The organism is Pseudomonas sp. KBS0707, from assembly GCF_005937945.2.
GTDB lineage: Bacteria > Pseudomonadota > Gammaproteobacteria > Pseudomonadales > Pseudomonadaceae > Aquipseudomonas > Aquipseudomonas amygdali.
The window spans coordinates 5,564,266-5,581,329 of sequence record NZ_CP041754.1 but is presented as its reverse complement, the minus strand read 5'-3'; the positions used below and the strand labels follow the sequence as shown (position 1 = coordinate 5,581,329).

Sequence of the window (17,064 nt, the reverse complement as noted above, 5' to 3'; positions counted from 1 at the left end):
ATGCACAACGTCGCCTTCTTCCAGCCTGAAATTCCGACTTTTTCAACAGAATCTGCCAGAAGCAGTCACTCGGCGGATAGGCTTGGCAAACCGTTGTCAGCGAGATCCGGACGACAGATGGTAGCTAATGAAAAGCCACGAAATCTAATATTTATTCTTCATTCTTGAAGAGTATTTGGTCACCAGTTTGGCCAGCAACCAGGCCAGAAAAGTCACAATGATTAAAGAAGCAATTAGTATCGTAAAGATTACCATTGTTTCCGCATCCTCTATCCCGTTGACACTGAAGACATCGTGCAGGGACAAATAAATTGCATTACCAACTGGTGTTTCTAATCCGGCCCTCACCAGTCCGCTAAGTATCAGGGTTCGCGTTATGATGGAGGCTACTATAACTACAGCGAAGACTTTAATGGTGGCTTTAATAAAGCGCATTATTTCTTGTTCCTGGGGTCAATGACATCTAAAACTCCAAAGTATTTTTTTTCGGATCCGGGAATTCTGTCTCCTTCCATATTGCGCAAGTAAATGCTTAGTTGATCAAAGCCAAGTTGAGATGTCATAGTTACACATCCCTCGCTTAAGCCTAGGGGACCTATAGGGTGCAGTCTGAAATTACCTCTCGTCACGTTGCTGACGATGGTTTCATCATCAATACTTCCGTCGTCACGGTAAAGTGAAAACCAATGACTCCGATCAGTCCGGGCAAACAAATCTGAGATCGGCTCTCGGAGCCAGCCCATTCTTCCGCCGCTTTCCCGATCAAGAATATAATATCGGCCAGGCGGCAGTGGCCCCTGTTTTAGATCACCCACTGCAGCAGGATCGTTGGCGAAGCCAGTTAATCCTGAAAAAGCCTCATAGCTTTCATTATTACTGCACTTCAGCTGGCTCATCGGCTGGCCTGTCAATTCAAAAGTGCAGTACGCTACTTTGTTGGTATCTATTGATTGGGTGTCCATGGGCATACATCTCCTTGTGTGATATCAGGCGTATACCTTGTTGGAAATTGCATCCCAACCGCCCACCACCTGGCCGCCCCCTTGCCCATCTGCGCGTTTTTGTTGTGTATAGGTCATTTTGATACGGCCATAATTCAGACGTACCGTTTCTGTGGGAAAGCCGCCCTCTACATCTCCGTTACCGTTAAGTGAAACGGAGGAAATAATGACCTCTTCAAGTACGATTTCCAAATATTTGAGCTTGTCTGTTCCTGCACGGTTGACCGCGAGTGTGACCTCTTTGAAGTGCTTTCCACTGCAGCAGGCTTCGTGCAGCTTTGGGGTGGCTTTGTCCACAGTTTTGCGGAAGAAGAGGTCACTCATACGAGCACGACCACTCGTTGCTCCGCCTGCACTGGTCGCCGTGACAGAGGCGGACTGGCTTGCTCCTAGGTCGAAATTTTCCATTTCGATCCAGTCCTTAAATTGAGCGTCAAGAGCTTCACCTGGAATTCCGTCGATTTTCAAATACGCGTCAAAGGCCATGTCGGTAATCATCCCTGCTGATTGATTTACAGCATATTGAGTGGCTTACTTTGTGAGGTCAACCGGGCTGCTCTCCAAATTGTTGGCGCTGATTAAAAACTGCCCGCTGCGAGTGGCGGGTGTTGGCCGTCTGCTGCCCCTCCCTCATCTGAAGTAGCCATCACGCGCCCTATGTTCAATAGCCCCCCACAGAAAGGCCCGCTCTGGCGGGTTTTTTGCGCTTGCTAGACACCAGTCCCTGGCCGTCTGGACTACCATTCTCGTTCGTACTGGTCTGGATGGCTCAGACCTTGTGAAAAACAGGAGTGATCATTTTGAAAGGAGCCGGCTCATCCAGCTTTGAGGCCAAATTTATTGAGCAGCAATGGGAAGAGCTGCGAGTCAGTCACCCGCCGCTGGGTCAACTGATCGATGACCTATGGGTTGCCATGGACGTGAGCAAAGCCTGCGTTGTTGATCACGTGCAGCTCAAAAATATGGTGGGGGCATTGGGGCGCAGTCTGCGCAGCGGTTCGCCTGACAGTGTGCGACGCTTTAAAGGTTGGACGATGCAATTCGTCCGGGACGGCGCGTTACCTGCTGACAAGGCCGCAGAGCTAGACACACGTGTCGAAGCTCTAAACCATGCGTGAAGGAATGTAGAGGGAGGCGATGAGAGCCATTTTGGAGAGTGGCGCGGCGCGCTTCAGCTTTGGGTGATGCGCACCTGGTTCAACCTTACAAAAGTTGGTCATGTTGCCGAAAGTCGTGGGGTGAAAGTGCTGCAGGCCGAAGTTTGACGCCTGGTGCTACGTCTGGGAGGCATTGACCAGCGGGACGCTGAGGTCGTAAACGTCCATCATTGCTCCGTCCCGGTGACCACTGGCCTCCTGCTTGTCCGCGCGGTTGCCAGCCGTGTCGGTAATGCCCCGCCGCTTGAGGTCATGCAGGCCAAACCGCTGCTCGACCGTTATGGTGCCGTCCTCGATGGCAGAGGTGATGAATCGTTGCCAGGCCGTATCCAAACTGGATTTGCGTAAAGCCCCACCGTGACTGGCCACGATGATGTAACGCCGGTCGGGACGAATCGGAACGACCGTTGATTTGCTGGCCCACACCTTGGCCCGGTAGGCCTTCGCTCCCTCCCAGGCGGCGCGCAGGCGTGGCGTCCAGCGGACAATGTTGTCCCGGCTGCCCTTGCGCCGGTTGGTCATGACTCCTTCGGTCAGCTCGTGGGCGTCGGTCAGGGTGATGGTCTCAATGCCCCGCAAGCGGCATAGGTAACCCATCTCCATCACGTAGCTCAGGTACTCCGGACAGCCGCCTTTCTCGTTCCTGGCCAAGCGACCGAATGCCAGCGCACGGTCGACCAGCACCTCCATGACTTGGTGTTCCGGCAAACGCCGGCGTTTGCGCTCCACCGGCGCTTCAATGCCCTGCGCCGGATTGCTGTCGAGGTAGCCCCGATTGCGACCCCACTGCAGTACCCGGCGCAGATAGCGCAGGACATGCGCTGCTTTAGACGGCGTGCCCTCGTCCGCCAGGCGATCGACAATCCGCTGGATCAATGCCGCCGTGAATTTCTTCACCAGCAGTTCCCCCAACGGTTTGCCCAGCCGGGTAGGGATATCCAGCAAAACGTCTCGCGAATAACAGTAGTCGCTGTGAGTCTTGAGGCTGAGCTTCTTGTAACGATCGCTCAGGTGAAATTGTGCGCAGACGTAACGCAATGTGCCTTTATCGACGCCCGAGGTTTGCTCCATGATCTGGTGTAACTCGGCCAGGCTCACGTCAGCAGGTGCCACATTGCGCCGGCGCTGTTTGCCGGTTTCGTCGTAATGCAGCGTGTACCAGACGCCGGCGTTGCGATGATCAAAATAGATGGCCGCTGGAAGAGCGACCTGGTCGATGTGTGGGGGGATGTGCGGATTGTGCTTCCGCTTACGCGCTTTCCTCATAGGATATTGGTGTCATAGCTCTCTGAGGTTACAGACTCGATGCCCGCAGCGTGGTGGATAAGATCCAGCGTCGTCCACGGACCAGTGCGCCCCCGGAACATGCGGATCCCTTGGGTTATCAGCGAGCGTTCGACGTCGGAGCGGCGTTGGTAGCCGGTGATGCGCTGCAGGTCCTCAAAAGTGAGAACGTTGCTTGTTTGGGAGTTCATGATTGCTCTCTATCTCAAGCAGCAATCAGGGCAGTGTAACGTCCCACCCTGATGCTCAAAGCCAGAACCTGACGGCTCAATTACTGGGGGAGGGGATGTCGAGAATGCTGGCCAGAACGCGCATGTCGTTGGCGCTCAAATCACCTTGGGTCGTAGCCTGTGCGGATTCAGATGGCGGCTCCAATGCTTCTGGCGAAGGGGGCGGCCTGCAGCGCGTCTTCGTGGTGAACGCCTCGGAGATAGGTGCCGGATCGGGTTTGCCGGGCCAGCGCGATACATCACGTAGAGGACGGCGATCAGCCCGCGCACGTCGTCGTGCAGGCGCTGGGTCTCGTCCGCCCGTCGTTTCACCGCGTCCAACTGGTGAACCGCGTAACAGGCCTGTTCCGCCGCGTCCGGTCGGTGAGCCGCGCATCCGTCCGATACTACCAAGCCCGCCCGGTGAGCCGCGCATCCGCCCGGTACCGCCAAGCCTGGCCGGTGAATCGCGTATTCGCCCGGTGCCACCGCGTCCGACCGATGCTCCTCGTATTCGTCCGGCCTCACGTATGCCCATCCCTGTGCCGCCGCTTCCTGCGGCTGCTCAACGAAGCATTATGCCTTTGCTGGGCAAGATGGCAGGCAAGGCCAAGGTTTTGCCTGGCGAAGCGGTAATCAGCGCTGGCCTGAAAGCGGTCGAGCTGTATCAGTCGGATGACCCTATCGAGAAAAAACTGGAAGGTGCTACCGAAGTTGCGGGCTCCGCGCTGGGCGGGTGGGGTGGAGCTGCGGCCGGTGCGGCGATTGGCACGATGATTTTGCCGGTCGTTGGCACGGCGATAGGCGCGGCCATTGGCGGTGCCCTGGGGTCTTGGGGCGGCAGTGAGGTCGGCGGCTTATTGGGCAAAGAGCTGTTCAGCAGTCCTGAGAAAGAGAACAAGCCGGTGTCGTTGCTGGCAGCGCCTCCGGTTCCGGTCGCGCTGCCCGGACCAGTAGTGCCCACGCTAGGTGCGACGGCCAAGGCTTTCGATAACGACCGGGTGCCCCTTATGGCTCGGGGGCCAGCTCCAGCGTTGGCTCCTTCCGGGCCGCTGATGGGGGATGTAGGTCGGGCTATGACGGAAAAGCCCGCAGCGAGTCCTGCCGCGCCGATTGTCATCAAGCCCGAGGCCCCCAAGATGCCGATAGGGGGCTTATTCAGATCACAGGGCGGGATAACTACGCCGCGTGCGCAGAAGCCCTGGGCCTGGATCTGCTCGAGCATCCTGAACTCCTCGAGCGTCCGGAGCATGCCGCCATGTCAGCTGCTTGGTTCTGGCACCGTGCTGGGCTCAATACCTTCGCAGATAGAAGCGACTTCCTGACAATCACCAAACGGATCAATGGTGGCACAAACGGCCTTGCCGACCGCCAAGCGCTTTATACGCGTGCCCTGAAGGTCCTGGTCTGATTGAGCTGAAGAGATAACGCAGCAGATTGAAAAAGAGCGACCAGTCGAGATGCGCCAACATCGCGACTGGTCACTGTTCCCGCAGATTACCCCTGCAAGTCCAGCCAAGGCTCTCGCTTCGTGCACAAAGCGGAGTGAGCCTAGCACCTGTCTATATATACAGTAAAGGTCTTGCTTTCTATGTCCACACCCATCATCCCCTGGATGGGCGGCAAACGCCGCCTGGCCGACCGTCTTATCCCGCTTTTCCCACCCCACGAATGCTACGTCGAAGCGTTCGCTGGCGGTGCGGCCCTCTACTTCATGCGTCCCCAGGCCGCCCCCGTTGAAGTCTTGAACGACATCAACGGAGACCTGGTGACGCTGTATCGCGTCGTCCAAAATCACCTTGAAGAATTCGTCCGTCAATTCAAATGGGCACTCAGCTCGCGCCAGGTATTTGAGTGGCAGAAGATGACCCGCCCCGAAACCCTTACCGACGTCCAGCGCGCGGCACGTTTCTTCTATCTGCAGCACCACGCCTTCGCAGGCAAGGTGAGTGGGCAGACGTTTGGTACCGCTACAACCGGTCCGGCCATCAACCTGCTGCGGATCGAGGAAAATCTTTCTGCGGCCTGGCAGCGTTTGTCCGGTACGTATGTGGAGAACCTGCCGTGGCTTGAGTGCGCAGAGCGTTACGACCGGCCTCACACGTTCCATTACATGGACCCGCCGTACTGGCAGACGGCTGGATATGGTGTGGATTTTCCATTCGATAATTATGAGCGAATGGCTGACTTCATGCGGCGGTGTAGGGGGAAGGTGATGGTCAGCATCAACGACCACCCTGACATACGGCGCGTTTTTGAAGGCTTCCATTTTGAAACTGTGGACATTCGTTACAGCACGGCAAACCAGAGAAAGGGAAAGGCTGATGTCAGCGGGGAGCTGGTTATCATGAATTGGGAGCCTGCCGCGCTCGGTGGGTTGTTCTGATGTTTGGCTTCAAGTCGGCCAGCGACCAGTACACCGAGAGAGAACCTTGATGATACAGTATGCTGACGCGATCTAAGTCATGGATGAGTTGATATGAATGATTTTTGCACGCCGGAGTCCAATGGTAGTCCCACTTGGGGGGTCTTTGATGTTTTTGTTTGGAAGTTGGTGCCAGCACGGTTCGGTGGAGGGCGAGGTCATATCCAGCGCTTCAAAGATACTTGGCTGATTCACAATAAGCAGTTCATCAAGGCATCAGCCGCAAAGTATTCGCTTCCTGTTGAGCTGTTGGCAGGTGTGTGTTGGATAGAAGCCGGAGGAGACCCAAGTTCTGCCGATAGAGCAGCATTCGAATTCCGAGTGTTCGATCATTTGGGCAACTTGCCAACCGTCAGCACTCCGCCACCTGCTAAGACTAGTTTCGGATGGGTGAGTGTTCAGCTTAGGACCGCAGCAGTTACATTAGGTCTTAACCCCGATGACATGTCAATTAGCGAGTTGAGAAGCTTAGCCAACTGTCTGGAGCAGGATATCTATAATATTGATCTAGCAGCAAAGCACTTGCGGCTGCTAGTTGATCATGACAATTTTAAATCCATCGGCATGGACGAGGTGCGTATCATTGGTGCTCGATACAATCGAGGGACAAACCCATCTATTGAGAGAATAAAAGAAGACACCAGTTATGGGGATTTTATTGTGAAAAGATGGAATTTTTTTAGTCAGCTTGTAAGGTAGTTTATATGACGGCTAAAGGCGTTTTGATAAGGGTTTTGCTGTATACGGTTTACGTATCCTGTCTGCTGACGTATATGATGTTTCATGGTTCGCAATACGATTGGATGGAACCAAGTTCCATAGTGTCGCATATTGAGGACAGATCCAATACTCGCGGTGATATAAGAACCATGACTGTGCTGCTTGCGCTTTTTGTACAGTTCTTGATTTTCATAAGCTGTACTAGAAAGGAGTGGGTAGGTACTGCTATTCTTCTTGCAGTCGTATTTGCTGTTTACTGGTGACCCAGTATGCCCGCCTGTTTGGTAGGCGGGCTTCTGCTGTGGCAGGGTACTCAGGGCACTGATTTATGCAAATGGCTTATTCGCGGTCCGGTCCCATCCGCCGGATACGATCCCAGCACTTCCACCGTCAGCACGGCGCTGCTGTGAGTACTCGAATTTTATTCGTCCATAGTTAAGTGTGATTAGCTCTACAGGTAAGCCTGCATGCTCAGCCCCATTTCCGCTAACGGTAGATATCAATACCTCTTCTAAGACGATATCCAGATACTTAAATTTTTCTGTGCCCGCCCGATGGACACGAATAGTTACTTTCTTGATATGCGACCCACGACAGCATAGCTCAAACAGTTTTGCCGTTGCTCTGTCTATATATTTACTTACTTTAAAGTCGCCCAGAGTAACGCCGCCTGCGCTCGCGCCGCCGCTAGAGCTGGCGGATGTACTGATCGACTGAACCGCGTCGTAATGGTAGGACAGCAGTTCCACCCAGCCTTTGTGGGCGTCATCAAGAGATTCGCCCTCTACACCGTCGACCTGCATAAATGCGTCAAAAGACATATCAGCTTCCTGCTTTAAAGATTAGAGCGCTTAGCCTAGCTTATAGGGGGCGGGTATTGCCAGCATCCTCTAATCTGCGCATGAAAATAGATGACCGAGAACTCACATCATGGGGTTTATTCTATTTTGCGACTCGCTCCTACAAGCAGAGTAAGCGATCTGAATCGCTCGGACTGAAGGTCACTGTCTATCCACAACTGTTATTTCGCAGAGCCTCCAACGGCCATTAGCAGCCTTCTGGCACTGAGGGCTTCGGTAAGGTGCTACCCATCACAACGAATAGCAATCGACCCAAATCAGCCGGTCATATTGGGGTTTCCGGCAGCATCTAGGATCCTTGACACGTATCGCGTAATCTGAGATCACGAATGAGGAGGATTTTATGGTTCAGGGACACGATGCACTTTTGTACCAAGCTGGGTGGATTACCGCAGAAGAGCTGTTCCGGCGGATGTTTTCCCCTCTATCTTTGGAATGGGTTTTCAGAGACCGATTTGGAACATCTTTGGCCAAAGGGATTGACCGGATCAATGGCTTCCAGTTTAGCTGTAGGTCAGCATCCGAGCTGGAAGTCGTTTCGGCCAAATGTCTTGATAGCACTTTTAGATTTGCACCATTTCTAGAACAGCTAAAGTTGAAAGGGCGCGGAAAGGAACCTCGCGTTATAAGTATACCAATTGTCCGAGATCGTATAGTTCTTCATCAGCTTCAAAAATACCTAGCCCTGATTTTTCCTGAGCAGGTACCTAGAAACGTAGCTAGTAGTTATGTCCGCCAGGTAGCTTTGGATGTCAGTACGATGGACGCGGCTAGTGCATGGGTGTGTAGTACTGACATCCAAAAATTTTATGACTCGATTGACCAAGATCGAACGGTCATGCTGGTAGGGAGAAAGATCAAGATACCTCAGGTCTTGAACTTGATCGCTCATGCCTTGCGGACTCCGACAGTGCCCAAAAATACACCACGAAATAAGCACTCAGTCTATAAGCAAGAAGTTGGCGTCCCTCAGGGGCTAGCGATATCTAATATATTGGCAGCGATCTATATGGCTGACGTGGATCGGGCGATGCGGTCAGTACCAGGGCTTCACTATTATAGATACGTCGATGATGTATTGATGTATGGGGAGGAAAGCCTGGTTACCACTTCGTTTAATTCGTTGAAAAGAAGGTTGATGAGGCGTGGCCTTCATCTTCATGGCTTAAGCTCTGATAAGACGAAATTTGGCCCGCTAGATCAAGACTTTTCGTATCTTGGTTACGTTTTTGAACTTCCTAAAATTACTGTGAGAAGAAACACAGTGGAGCGTTTTTTGCAATCGGTTGCCGCAAAGATAAGCGATTTTAAGCATAACCGAGCAAAGCGCCTTGAAAAGTTAAAATATCTCAATAAAGAAAGATTAGTCGATATTTTCTTTTTAGAGATAAATGAAAAGATTACTGGGGCAATCAGTCAAAATAAGAGGTACGGCTGGGTGGCCTACTTTAATCAGATTACAGATGAAAAACTCTTACACGAGATGGATAGAGCAGTCATGCGAATGGTTGCCAGGGTTCCTGACCTTGCAGCTGTAGGCACTATTAGGCTCAAGAAGTTAGCTCGCGCGTATTTTGCGATGAAATTTGATCCACGAGGTGGCTACGTACGAGATTACGATGTGGTTAAGACATCGGCGGAAAAGCTCAGCTTTTTGGAGAGCCGGGGCAGAGTAGACCCAGCCGTGGCACTGACTGAGGTGCAGATAATAGAAAAATACGATCATTATATTCGGATGGTGCTAGCACGGATGAACGAAGACGAAGGAGAAATTTACTAGCCAGATGTGTATATTGGCATCGGGTGGTGCCTACCGCTATGCGGTACCTCTCGCCTTAGGTCGAGAGCGGAAGTGCTCCGAGCCCCTTCAAACGGGCGTGACACCAAGTGTTATACCTTCCTAGGGGCTGTCCAACGGCTGCTTGGGAAGTGGATCTGACTGATTACTCAGGCGCCACCCCATTTTTCTAGGAGCGAAAGATGAAGAATTACCTGACTGAATTGCGCACTGTAATCTGGCGGACTGCTGGCGCGCGCTACAATGCGGCTCGACGCCTAAAGCGCAAGGAGCTTTTCTCTACGATAAGCTTGACCTTTTTCTCAGTCATGAGCATCTGTCTCGCGGTTGTCCAAAAAATGTATGCACCAGCTATTTCAAATGTTTCTGGATTAGATGATTATTTGACGACTCTCTCTATCCTGTCAGGCATTTTTCTATTAGCGATCTCGCTAATGGAGTGGGGGGCGAGGAACGGTTCAAGTGCGGATGCGCTCTACAAAAATGCTGAAGACTTGAACTCATTGCAAAGAAGAATAAAGCAAGAGCTTTTCAAAATTGACGCCATCGCTAGCTCTTGGGATAAATGTAGCGCATTTTCTATTGAATATGATGTCATCCAAAGTCGGTGCGATGTTAACCATGATCCGCTTGATGATCATCGGTTCCTGGCTGCGAAAAGATTGGCTAGTGAGTTTGCGAGCGAGAATATCAGTTTTTTTCATGCCGCCTGTATTAAAATGCTGTGGTTTTTTTCCAGTATTTGGTACTACTTGCTATTTTGGTTTGTTTCAGTTGTGGCCTTGATTCCGGTGTTTAGTGGTATTAAATTTTTTTAATATTTGCTCGATTTGTTTAAAAGTGTTTTTTGATAAGTCCGTGTTTCGCGATGATTTACTACCGATAAGTTATTCGTCAGTTGTTATCCGGGTGCTACTTAATAGCCGAACCCCTAACACTCTCCTTTGCGCCTCGCCGTCTGCCTTCGCTAGCACTATTGTTTTTGTTGCTTCAAGAGAAATAAGTCGTTGCGATACGAAATCGTCTAGGGCCTTCATGGACTGAGAGCCATTGCAGAACGTAAACGCCTTTCCCCATCCCAAGATGATTTTGTCGATTCGGTAGAGGGCTGATGAATACGAGTACTTACCGTTACCGTCATCATGCTCTGCGTTGTATCGAAGGGCACGAGCGGCTGTGTCAAATTCGGCGCCCAGCTTTACTTTGAAGCGCTTACGAGTTGCTTCGCTTGGTTGAACTAGCCCTGGAGATACATTGCAGCCTAGAAAGTCGAAGCCTTTGTCTGTGGATCCCCGAGACGCTTTTACTTTGTCTACACGCGGGTCGTAGGCGCTCAAGCCTATTTTGTCTAGCGTCTTTAAAGCCCTGTTGAAAGCCCGATCCACATTGCTAAGACTTTCTCCAAGAAGCAGGAAGTCATCGATGTAACGAAGGCAGGTAATGCCATCAGCGTTCATGGCCACGTCGAAATCGGCTAGATAGATATTGGCTAACAATGGCGACAAGGGTGAGCCCTGCGCTACACCTTCGATTCCTATCGGAAATATCTCGTTGAGCCCCTGCCGTCTCAAGTCGTCAATGTTAGCGAGGTCGGTCGTGATCGCCAGGTCTAGAAGCTTGAGCGTTGCGTCGCAGTTGATGTGGGAACGTAATAGGTCCTGGACCCGGTCTTTATTTATTTTAGTAAAGAAGGCCGGAATGTCCGAACGAATATGGAAGCGAGCACCATTCCGCATAGCATCCCTCGCGTCAGAGATGGCCATTGCAACGCGTTTCGTAGGTATTCCCCCATAGCTCGTTGGAGTGTCGAGCACTTTTCTAACAAACCGCACACGACGCTGTAGAACGTCGAGCAAGGCACGTTGAACCACACGATTGGGGATAGGTGCTAGCACCAAAGGGCGAGCTTTTCCTCCCGGCTTCTTTTGAGCAACTCCGGTTTGTTGGAGAAAAGTGAATGTCTGCTTTGATAGGGACCGCTGAATTTCAACCAAAGAGTCAGGCAGCCGACTCTCGAACTCTTCAGCGTCTCGTTTTATTTCGTCGGAGGACGAAAAGAGCGCGCTACTGCGCACCTTCCTCCACGCGCCGTAAAGGGTTCGTTGACTACAGATGTCCTTATACAGTCTGCTCATTCAGACGATCCTTGTGTTGTTGGGCATCCCCAGTTCTCTCTCACCCAACTGCTACAGGGACTAACTACCTTCGGGAGACCCAGATACCTGAACGGCTATCTTGGTCGCGACCCGCACAGCGCCCTCCGAAGAGATAACGCTGCCGTCTGGCAAACTCGGTTCAACGCCGCGTGGCGGCTCGACCAGCAAGCAGACGAAGCAGGTCCATGATAGCAAAATAATAGCCGAGGGCTTGTATAAACTTAGGTAGTGAAACAGTCTCTAAATAGCTGCCCGATCAGGCTTTGGTCAACAGCATGATGTGTGTGGCATGGATATCTTCTGTCTGCATGAAGCCGCAACGCAGGTAAAACGCATCGCCTTCAGAGGTGTCAGTGGAAAGACGCACGCACTGAAAACGAAGCGCGGCCTGCGCAATCAATGCTTTTACCAGCGCCTGACCTACATGTTGCCTCCTTACAGTAGGTGTTACGTACACACGCCTTAGCCTTGCGGTATCAGTTTTGATATACGGATCGACCGATAGCCCCCCGATGCCTATGAGTTGCTGCTGCGAATAAGCTGCCATAAGACATTCGCCAGGCGCATCAAAGCGATTTGCTCCGGAGTGCCATTCTGAAATCAGGCGTGTCAAAAATCTGAAGCCCTCTGCAACCGCCTCCTCCTCCAAGGCAAGAACCTGTGAGGGCAGGTGCGCAATTTGCTGAATCTCGATGGGTTGCATTCATCGTCCTCCGATTCGTTGATAATTCTTCAGGCCGGTGAGAGCTCGTCACCTACATGCTATGAGCGATGCAAGTGGATGCTTTGGCTGCTTGCTGCCTCCAAGCTCAACGAGCTGAATTGGTAAAGGGGCGTGTGCTTCAAAAAAACACTTCGCTTTAGCATAGAATAATGGAGTGAGACCAAGCGTGGCGCTAATGAGTTACAAATACTTTAGTTTATCTTTAATTTCTTTTCGAGCGCGACGGGATCGATTTTCCTAATTCAACGGCTGATGCTCTCAGTGAATGCCGATGTAAGAGGTTTTCGACTATGTCCATTACAAGTGTTACGTCATCCGATTGAAGAACATATCCTCTATGAGCGGCAGCATGGCCAGCATCAAGAGCAACTTCGAGTATCTCTTGATCTACAGAGCTCAAATGTCCACCGCGAACGAGTGCTGCGAGCTTTTTTGCAAAGCCGCCGACATCACCAATTGTAGCGTTGATGTAAATATCTATGAGCGCCCTCACGCCCATAATGGTCAGCCTACGGCTGTCTGTGTGTAAGGCTGTGTAGATCTCTCTGAGAAGAGACTGCCATTCATCTGGAAGCGTTGAAACCCAGGGTGGACTCTTTCTGGATATCCTAGGTGGAAAGTACTCAGTCTCTGCACTCATATCGTAGTCTGAGTGCCAATGCTCTACTTTGAATAAAACGCTCTGGCATCCACAGCACGACCATATTCTGTATATTGTTCCCCACTCCTCCCAGGGATTACGATCTGTATTTGTAACGCTGACCGCGTATTGCCTGACCTCGTCGTGCATTGTCCAGCTCGCGCAACGATTGCAATGGGCGCTACTCATTATTGCTCCCGAGGCCATCTCTTCGTAGCTGACCTGTTAAGAGTTCGGTGGTGTTGGAAAATTTATATGCTAATACTTGGAGTACGTACACAGCTAGATTCTCCGAAATCCCGCCCAAGCGAATGGTGAACCCGGTGTCCCATTGCATCGGCTTTTTTTCAACGTTCAACTGCGAAAAACGCTTGGTGTTTTCGATCCACCCCTCCGCTATGGCTGACCAGATCCAGGCTTCGTAATCGGTTTCGGGCAAGGATTTGTACGTTGAATTGTACGTACTACAGAAAAAAAAGGGCCTGCATCGCTGCAAGCCCTTGATTTGTATGGTGCCGGCACCAGGAGTCGAACCCGGGACCTACTGATTACAAGGAAGATGCTTTAAATAGATTAATCAATGGGTTACGGATTTTCTTATTACGTGGCAATGTTTTGGAAGGCTTGCCGCACGTGGCGTATCTGACTGTTATTACGTGGTCCAGAGCCCACCACCGACCACTTACAGAGACCCAGCCATGAGCGATGATGATTTGATCTATCTTTACGAACCTCCCCTCTCCGACAAGGAGGCGATCTTAATCGGAAGGATCATTGCTCTATGGGGAGCACTGGAGTCCATCGTGTTTGAGCAGACGCTTGATACTTTCAAGGTGCGTGGAGAGAGAGAGTTGCCCAAGCAAATGAACAACCTCAACTTTTCCAATGTGTTAGGACTTTGGAAAACCCATGTTGCAGACGTAGCAGAGGGCGGACGTGCAGAGGTTTTCAAGCAGCTGTACGCGAAAATCAATCACCAACTCGATTCGAGAAACGCTATGATTCATGGCATGTGGACCTGGACCGTCGATGATCCAGGGAAGATAAGCACGATGCGAGTTTCTAAAAAACAGCTCATAACCATGGACTTCCCAGCTGGCAGTTTGGCTGACATCCATAAGCAACTTGCCGTTATCAACTTCAAGATCCGATATCCTGGTGGACTGGAAGATTATGCGCGTGAGAGGGGGGAGGAGGGCTTTTCCATCAGCCGCAAAGCGATGAGCATGCTTGCCGGTAATCCAAATGCTAATGACTGGCTTACGTTGCATCCGGTGCTGGGCGACGAGTCCGAATGATCTTTTGAGCTACCCATAACGCGGCCTATGTTCAATCGGCCATCACAGACAAGCCCGCCCTACCGGGCTTTTTTGCGGCCAGTGGATGCCATAGGCCGGGGGGCAGAAGTTTCAGCACATCAGCGAGAGTCTACCACTGGAGAAGCGCTGGCGACTCGCTGCGGTATGGGGTGTAGTGAATGCCTAGAGCGAATTGAGCCCCAGCACAATAGCGTTTAGATGCCGTGCTTGCGAAGGTAGCGAGAGATTTTGGGAGCAACTAGATCTGACAGATCGAACCCTGCCCTGACCTGATCATATACGATACGGCTGACGGGGGTGTCCGGTCGAACATCCCCGGCTATAATTTGAGTCTCCAGCCGTGGCACCTTTAGCACCGTAGCTCCTCTGTAAACCACCCAACTCTTACGATTTATGAATGGGTGGCAACCAGGGTGCAAAACACATGCAGGATCGTGGAACGCCCCCTGCTGGACAGATGAGAAGTTTACTACCAAAACGCTCATCTCGTTGATTTCGCCACAGTGAACAGGATCGTTCATTACCACGTGGAGATGCGGGACAGGCCCTGTGACTATGAACAACGTTCCTTGCTGAAATACAGTCCATTGCGGCATTACGACATCTCGGCGAGTTTCTGACCTAGCAGCTTACGGGTTTGGAGCATTGAGACCTTTTCATGAGCCTGCACTTTGGTGAGCCCAAAAGATTTGAAAGTGACCTCAGAGTCAATTGGCTTGCTGGAGCTGCCGGGATTCTCCCATTCCGGAAGCGTATGAACGTAATCCACCAACTCCCAGCGCTTCAATTGGCCAAAATTCGCGAACACTTCTTCAAGAATCGCCAAGTCTGCCCGCGACAGCTCATCAAGCTCATCCCATGCAAAATCTCGCTGGAGCGTTACTTCGTTGTTTCGGATCGGGGAAATGAGCGCGCTCCACGCATCACTACTACGACTGCCATTCATTAGATCCAGAGTCGCCGAAAGGATAGGACCGTTTTTCATGTTGCATTGGGAGTCGTCAGACATCGGAGCGTCGTAGCGCTCCATACTCAAACGGTCAGCCAGATAGAGCAGCTTCATCAGCTTGATATGAGCCATCGGAGCTTCACGGCGAGCCAAAAAGAAAGCCGCCATCTGGGCCACTTTTTGTTCGGAAAAAATCAAGGGTCACCTCTCTTGCGCCATCCATGGGCATTGCTGATCGCGGGCGCGAAATTATGGGCGCACATGTGTATTAGTCAACAATATCAGGTGAGCATCCCATGGAAGCAGACGAGTGGTTGAATTCGCCTCCTCATCTTTTATCTATCGGCTCTCTGCCACGATCCTTGAATGTGGGTATAGCACGATTTCGAGATTCGCAACGGATTGGCCGACGATACGACGCCTTTATGCCGTATCTAATGAGCAGTGCTACGTCTGGGACGCATTGACCAATGGTACGCTGAGATCGTAGACGTCCATCATTGCCCCATCCCGATGACCGCTGGCCTCCTGTTTGTCTGCCCGGTTGCCGGCGGTGTCGGTGATACCACGTCGCTTAAGGTCATGCAGCCCGAAGCGTTGCTCGGCCACGATTGTGCCGTCCTCGATGGCCGAGGTAATAAACCGTTGCCAAGCCGTATCCAGGCTGGATTTGCGCAGAGCTCCTCCATGGCTGGCCACAATGATGTAGCGTCGATCGGGACGAATTGGAACGACCGTTGATTTGCTGGCCCATACCTTGGCCCGGTAGGCCTTTGCCCCCTCCCAGGCGGCGCGCAGCCGAGGTGTCCAGCGGACGATGTTGTCCCGGCTGCCCTTGCGCCGGTTGGTCATGATCCCTTCGGCCAGTTCATGGGCATCGGTCAGCGTGATGGTCTCAATGCCCCGCAAGCGGCACAGGTAACCGATCTCCATCACGTAGCTCAGGTACTCCGGACAGCCGCCTTTCTCGTTCCTGGCCAAGCGCCCGAACGCCAAGGCTCGGTCGACCAGCGTCTCCATGACCAGGTGTTCCGGCAAACGTCGGCGCTTGCGCTCTACAGGCGCTTCGATGCCTTGCGCGGGATTGCTGTCGAGGTAGCCCCGGTTGCGGCCCCACTGCAGTACCCGGCGTAGGTAGCGCAGGACATGCGCCGCTTTGGACGGCGTGCCTTCGTCGGCCAGGCGATCGACAATCCGCTGGATCAGTGCTGCGGTGAATTTCTTCACCAGTAGATCCCCCAACGGCTTGCCCAGCCTGGTCGGGATACCCAGCAGGACGTCCCGTGAATAGCAGTAATCGCTGTGAGTCTTGAGGCTAAGTTTCTTGTAACGATCGCTCAAGTGAAACTGCGTGCAGACATAACGCAATGTGCCTTTATCGACGCCCGAGGTTTGCTCCATGATCTGGTGCAACTCGGCCAGGCTCACGTCAGCAGGTGCCACATTGCGCCGGCGCTGTTTGCCGGTCTCGTCGTAATGCAGCGTGTACCAGACGCCGGCGTTGCGATGATCAAAATAGATGGCTGCTGGAAGAGCGGCCTGGTCTATGTGTTGGGGGATGTGCGGATTGTGCTTCCGCTTACGCGCTTTCCTCATAGGATATTGGTGTCATAGCTCTCTGAGGTTACAGACTCGATGCCCGCAGCGTGGTGAATAAGATCCAGCGTCGTCCACGGACCAGTACGCCCCCGGAACATGCGGATCCCCTGAGTTATCAGCGAGCGTTCGACGTCGGAGCGGCGTTGGTAGCCGGTGATGCGCTGCAGGTCCTCAAAAGTGAGAACGTTGCTTGTTTGGGAGTTCATGATTGCTCTCTATCTCA

At 52.2% G+C, this 17,064-nt stretch carries 19 protein-coding genes and 1 pseudogene; 7 read left to right on the top strand and 13 right to left on the bottom strand.

All coding sequences use genetic code 11. From position 1 onward, the window contains the following. Window positions 1-144: 144 nt before the first annotated feature. From FFH21_RS26865 to FFH21_RS26855, 3 genes are read right to left on the bottom strand one after another with little or no spacing between them, the layout of a single operon-like run. Window positions 145-435 carry a hypothetical protein gene (locus FFH21_RS26865; protein ID WP_041924675.1) on the bottom strand — a complete coding sequence of 97 codons (291 nt, stop codon included), beginning with the start codon at window positions 433-435 and terminating at the stop codon, window positions 145-147. Then, a complete protein-coding gene (locus FFH21_RS26860) occupies window positions 435-962 on the bottom strand; it encodes a DUF2778 domain-containing protein (protein ID WP_041924674.1) in 528 nt (175 codons plus the stop codon). Before FFH21_RS26860 ends, FFH21_RS26865 begins: the two co-directional genes overlap by 1 nt. Window positions 963-986: 24 nt before the next feature. Continuing rightward, complete coding sequence (locus tag FFH21_RS26855) at window positions 987-1,487, bottom strand: type VI secretion system tube protein Hcp (RefSeq protein WP_011169837.1); 501 nt, start codon at window positions 1,485-1,487, stop codon at window positions 987-989. 314 nt (window positions 1,488-1,801) lie between these two features. On the opposite strand from FFH21_RS26855, the gene FFH21_RS26850 reads away from it, so the two are divergent. Then, on the top strand, window positions 1,802-2,119 hold the full coding sequence (locus FFH21_RS26850) for a hypothetical protein (RefSeq protein WP_041924673.1): 318 nt from the start codon (window positions 1,802-1,804) through the stop codon (window positions 2,117-2,119). A 156-nt stretch (window positions 2,120-2,275) separates the two neighbouring features. On the opposite strand, the gene xerC (FFH21_RS26845) is transcribed toward FFH21_RS26850, so the two are convergent. The 3 genes from xerC (FFH21_RS26845) to FFH21_RS30730 form a co-directional block, all read right to left on the bottom strand. Further along, window positions 2,276-3,424 carry a tyrosine recombinase XerC gene (gene xerC, locus FFH21_RS26845; RefSeq protein WP_011169836.1) on the bottom strand — a complete coding sequence of 383 codons (1,149 nt, stop codon included), beginning with the start codon at window positions 3,422-3,424 and terminating at the stop codon, window positions 2,276-2,278. Next, entirely contained in the window at window positions 3,421-3,633 is a 213-nt protein-coding gene (locus FFH21_RS26840; RefSeq protein ID WP_005737208.1) for a hypothetical protein, read from the bottom strand. The genes xerC (FFH21_RS26845) and FFH21_RS26840 overlap by 4 nt, the downstream gene beginning before the upstream one ends. Window positions 3,634-3,709: 76 nt before the next feature. Beyond that, on the bottom strand, window positions 3,710-4,189 hold the full coding sequence (locus FFH21_RS30730) for a hypothetical protein (RefSeq protein ID WP_234704562.1): 480 nt from the start codon (window positions 4,187-4,189) through the stop codon (window positions 3,710-3,712). 534 nt (window positions 4,190-4,723) lie between these two features. Here FFH21_RS30730 and FFH21_RS26830 point away from each other — a divergent pair. The 3 genes and pseudogenes from FFH21_RS26830 to FFH21_RS26820 form a co-directional block, all read left to right on the top strand. Then, window positions 4,724-5,062: pseudogene (locus FFH21_RS26830) on the top strand (glycoside hydrolase family 19 protein); the annotation flags it as partial. 180 nt (window positions 5,063-5,242) lie between these two features. Further along, window positions 5,243-6,037, top strand: coding sequence for a DNA adenine methylase (locus tag FFH21_RS26825; RefSeq protein ID WP_011169834.1), 795 nt, complete (start codon window positions 5,243-5,245; stop codon window positions 6,035-6,037). A 93-nt stretch (window positions 6,038-6,130) separates the two neighbouring features. Next, entirely contained in the window at window positions 6,131-6,775 is a 645-nt protein-coding gene (locus tag FFH21_RS26820; protein WP_011169833.1) for a hypothetical protein, read from the top strand. Between the two features lie 347 nt (window positions 6,776-7,122). Here the strand turns inward: FFH21_RS26820 and FFH21_RS26810 are convergent, their stop codons facing one another. Continuing rightward, entirely contained in the window at window positions 7,123-7,617 is a 495-nt protein-coding gene (locus tag FFH21_RS26810; RefSeq protein WP_011169832.1) for a type VI secretion system tube protein Hcp, read from the bottom strand. Between the two features lie 382 nt (window positions 7,618-7,999). Here FFH21_RS26810 and FFH21_RS26805 point away from each other — a divergent pair, with 382 nt between their 5' ends. After that, on the top strand, window positions 8,000-9,436 hold the full coding sequence (locus FFH21_RS26805) for an RNA-directed DNA polymerase (RefSeq protein ID WP_011169831.1): 1,437 nt from the start codon (window positions 8,000-8,002) through the stop codon (window positions 9,434-9,436). 200 nt (window positions 9,437-9,636) lie between these two features. Next, window positions 9,637-10,272: an SLATT domain-containing protein gene (locus tag FFH21_RS26800; protein ID WP_024421063.1), complete on the top strand. Its 636-nt coding sequence runs from the start codon at window positions 9,637-9,639 to the stop codon at window positions 10,270-10,272. Between the two features lie 69 nt (window positions 10,273-10,341). Here the strand turns inward: FFH21_RS26800 and FFH21_RS26795 are convergent, their stop codons facing one another. The 3 genes from FFH21_RS26795 to FFH21_RS26785 all read right to left on the bottom strand — a co-directional run bounded on the left by FFH21_RS26795 (window position 10,342) and on the right by FFH21_RS26785 (window position 13,124). Further along, on the bottom strand, window positions 10,342-11,589 hold the full coding sequence (locus FFH21_RS26795) for a reverse transcriptase domain-containing protein (protein ID WP_011169830.1): 1,248 nt from the start codon (window positions 11,587-11,589) through the stop codon (window positions 10,342-10,344). A gap of 277 nt (window positions 11,590-11,866) precedes the next feature. Then, window positions 11,867-12,313 carry a GNAT family N-acetyltransferase gene (locus FFH21_RS26790; RefSeq protein WP_005621643.1) on the bottom strand — a complete coding sequence of 149 codons (447 nt, stop codon included), beginning with the start codon at window positions 12,311-12,313 and terminating at the stop codon, window positions 11,867-11,869. Window positions 12,314-12,536: 223 nt separating this feature from the next. Beyond that, entirely contained in the window at window positions 12,537-13,124 is a 588-nt protein-coding gene (locus FFH21_RS26785) for a DUF4145 domain-containing protein (protein ID WP_230383658.1), read from the bottom strand. Between the two features lie 548 nt (window positions 13,125-13,672). Between FFH21_RS26785 and FFH21_RS26780 the strand changes: the two genes are divergently transcribed. Then, entirely contained in the window at window positions 13,673-14,272 is a 600-nt protein-coding gene (locus FFH21_RS26780; protein ID WP_041924669.1) for a hypothetical protein, read from the top strand. 616 nt (window positions 14,273-14,888) lie between these two features. Here the strand turns inward: FFH21_RS26780 and FFH21_RS26770 are convergent. From FFH21_RS26770 to FFH21_RS26760, 3 genes are all read right to left on the bottom strand, one after another. After that, a complete protein-coding gene (locus FFH21_RS26770) occupies window positions 14,889-15,440 on the bottom strand; it encodes a Panacea domain-containing protein (protein ID WP_011169827.1) in 552 nt (183 codons plus the stop codon). Window positions 15,441-15,689: 249 nt separating this feature from the next. Beyond that, window positions 15,690-16,838: a tyrosine recombinase XerC gene (gene xerC / locus FFH21_RS26765; RefSeq protein WP_011169826.1), complete on the bottom strand. Its 1,149-nt coding sequence runs from the start codon at window positions 16,836-16,838 to the stop codon at window positions 15,690-15,692. After that, window positions 16,835-17,047, bottom strand: coding sequence for a hypothetical protein (locus FFH21_RS26760; RefSeq protein WP_005737208.1), 213 nt, complete (start codon window positions 17,045-17,047; stop codon window positions 16,835-16,837). Before FFH21_RS26760 ends, xerC (FFH21_RS26765) begins: the two co-directional genes overlap by 4 nt. Window positions 17,048-17,064 lie beyond the last annotated feature (17 nt).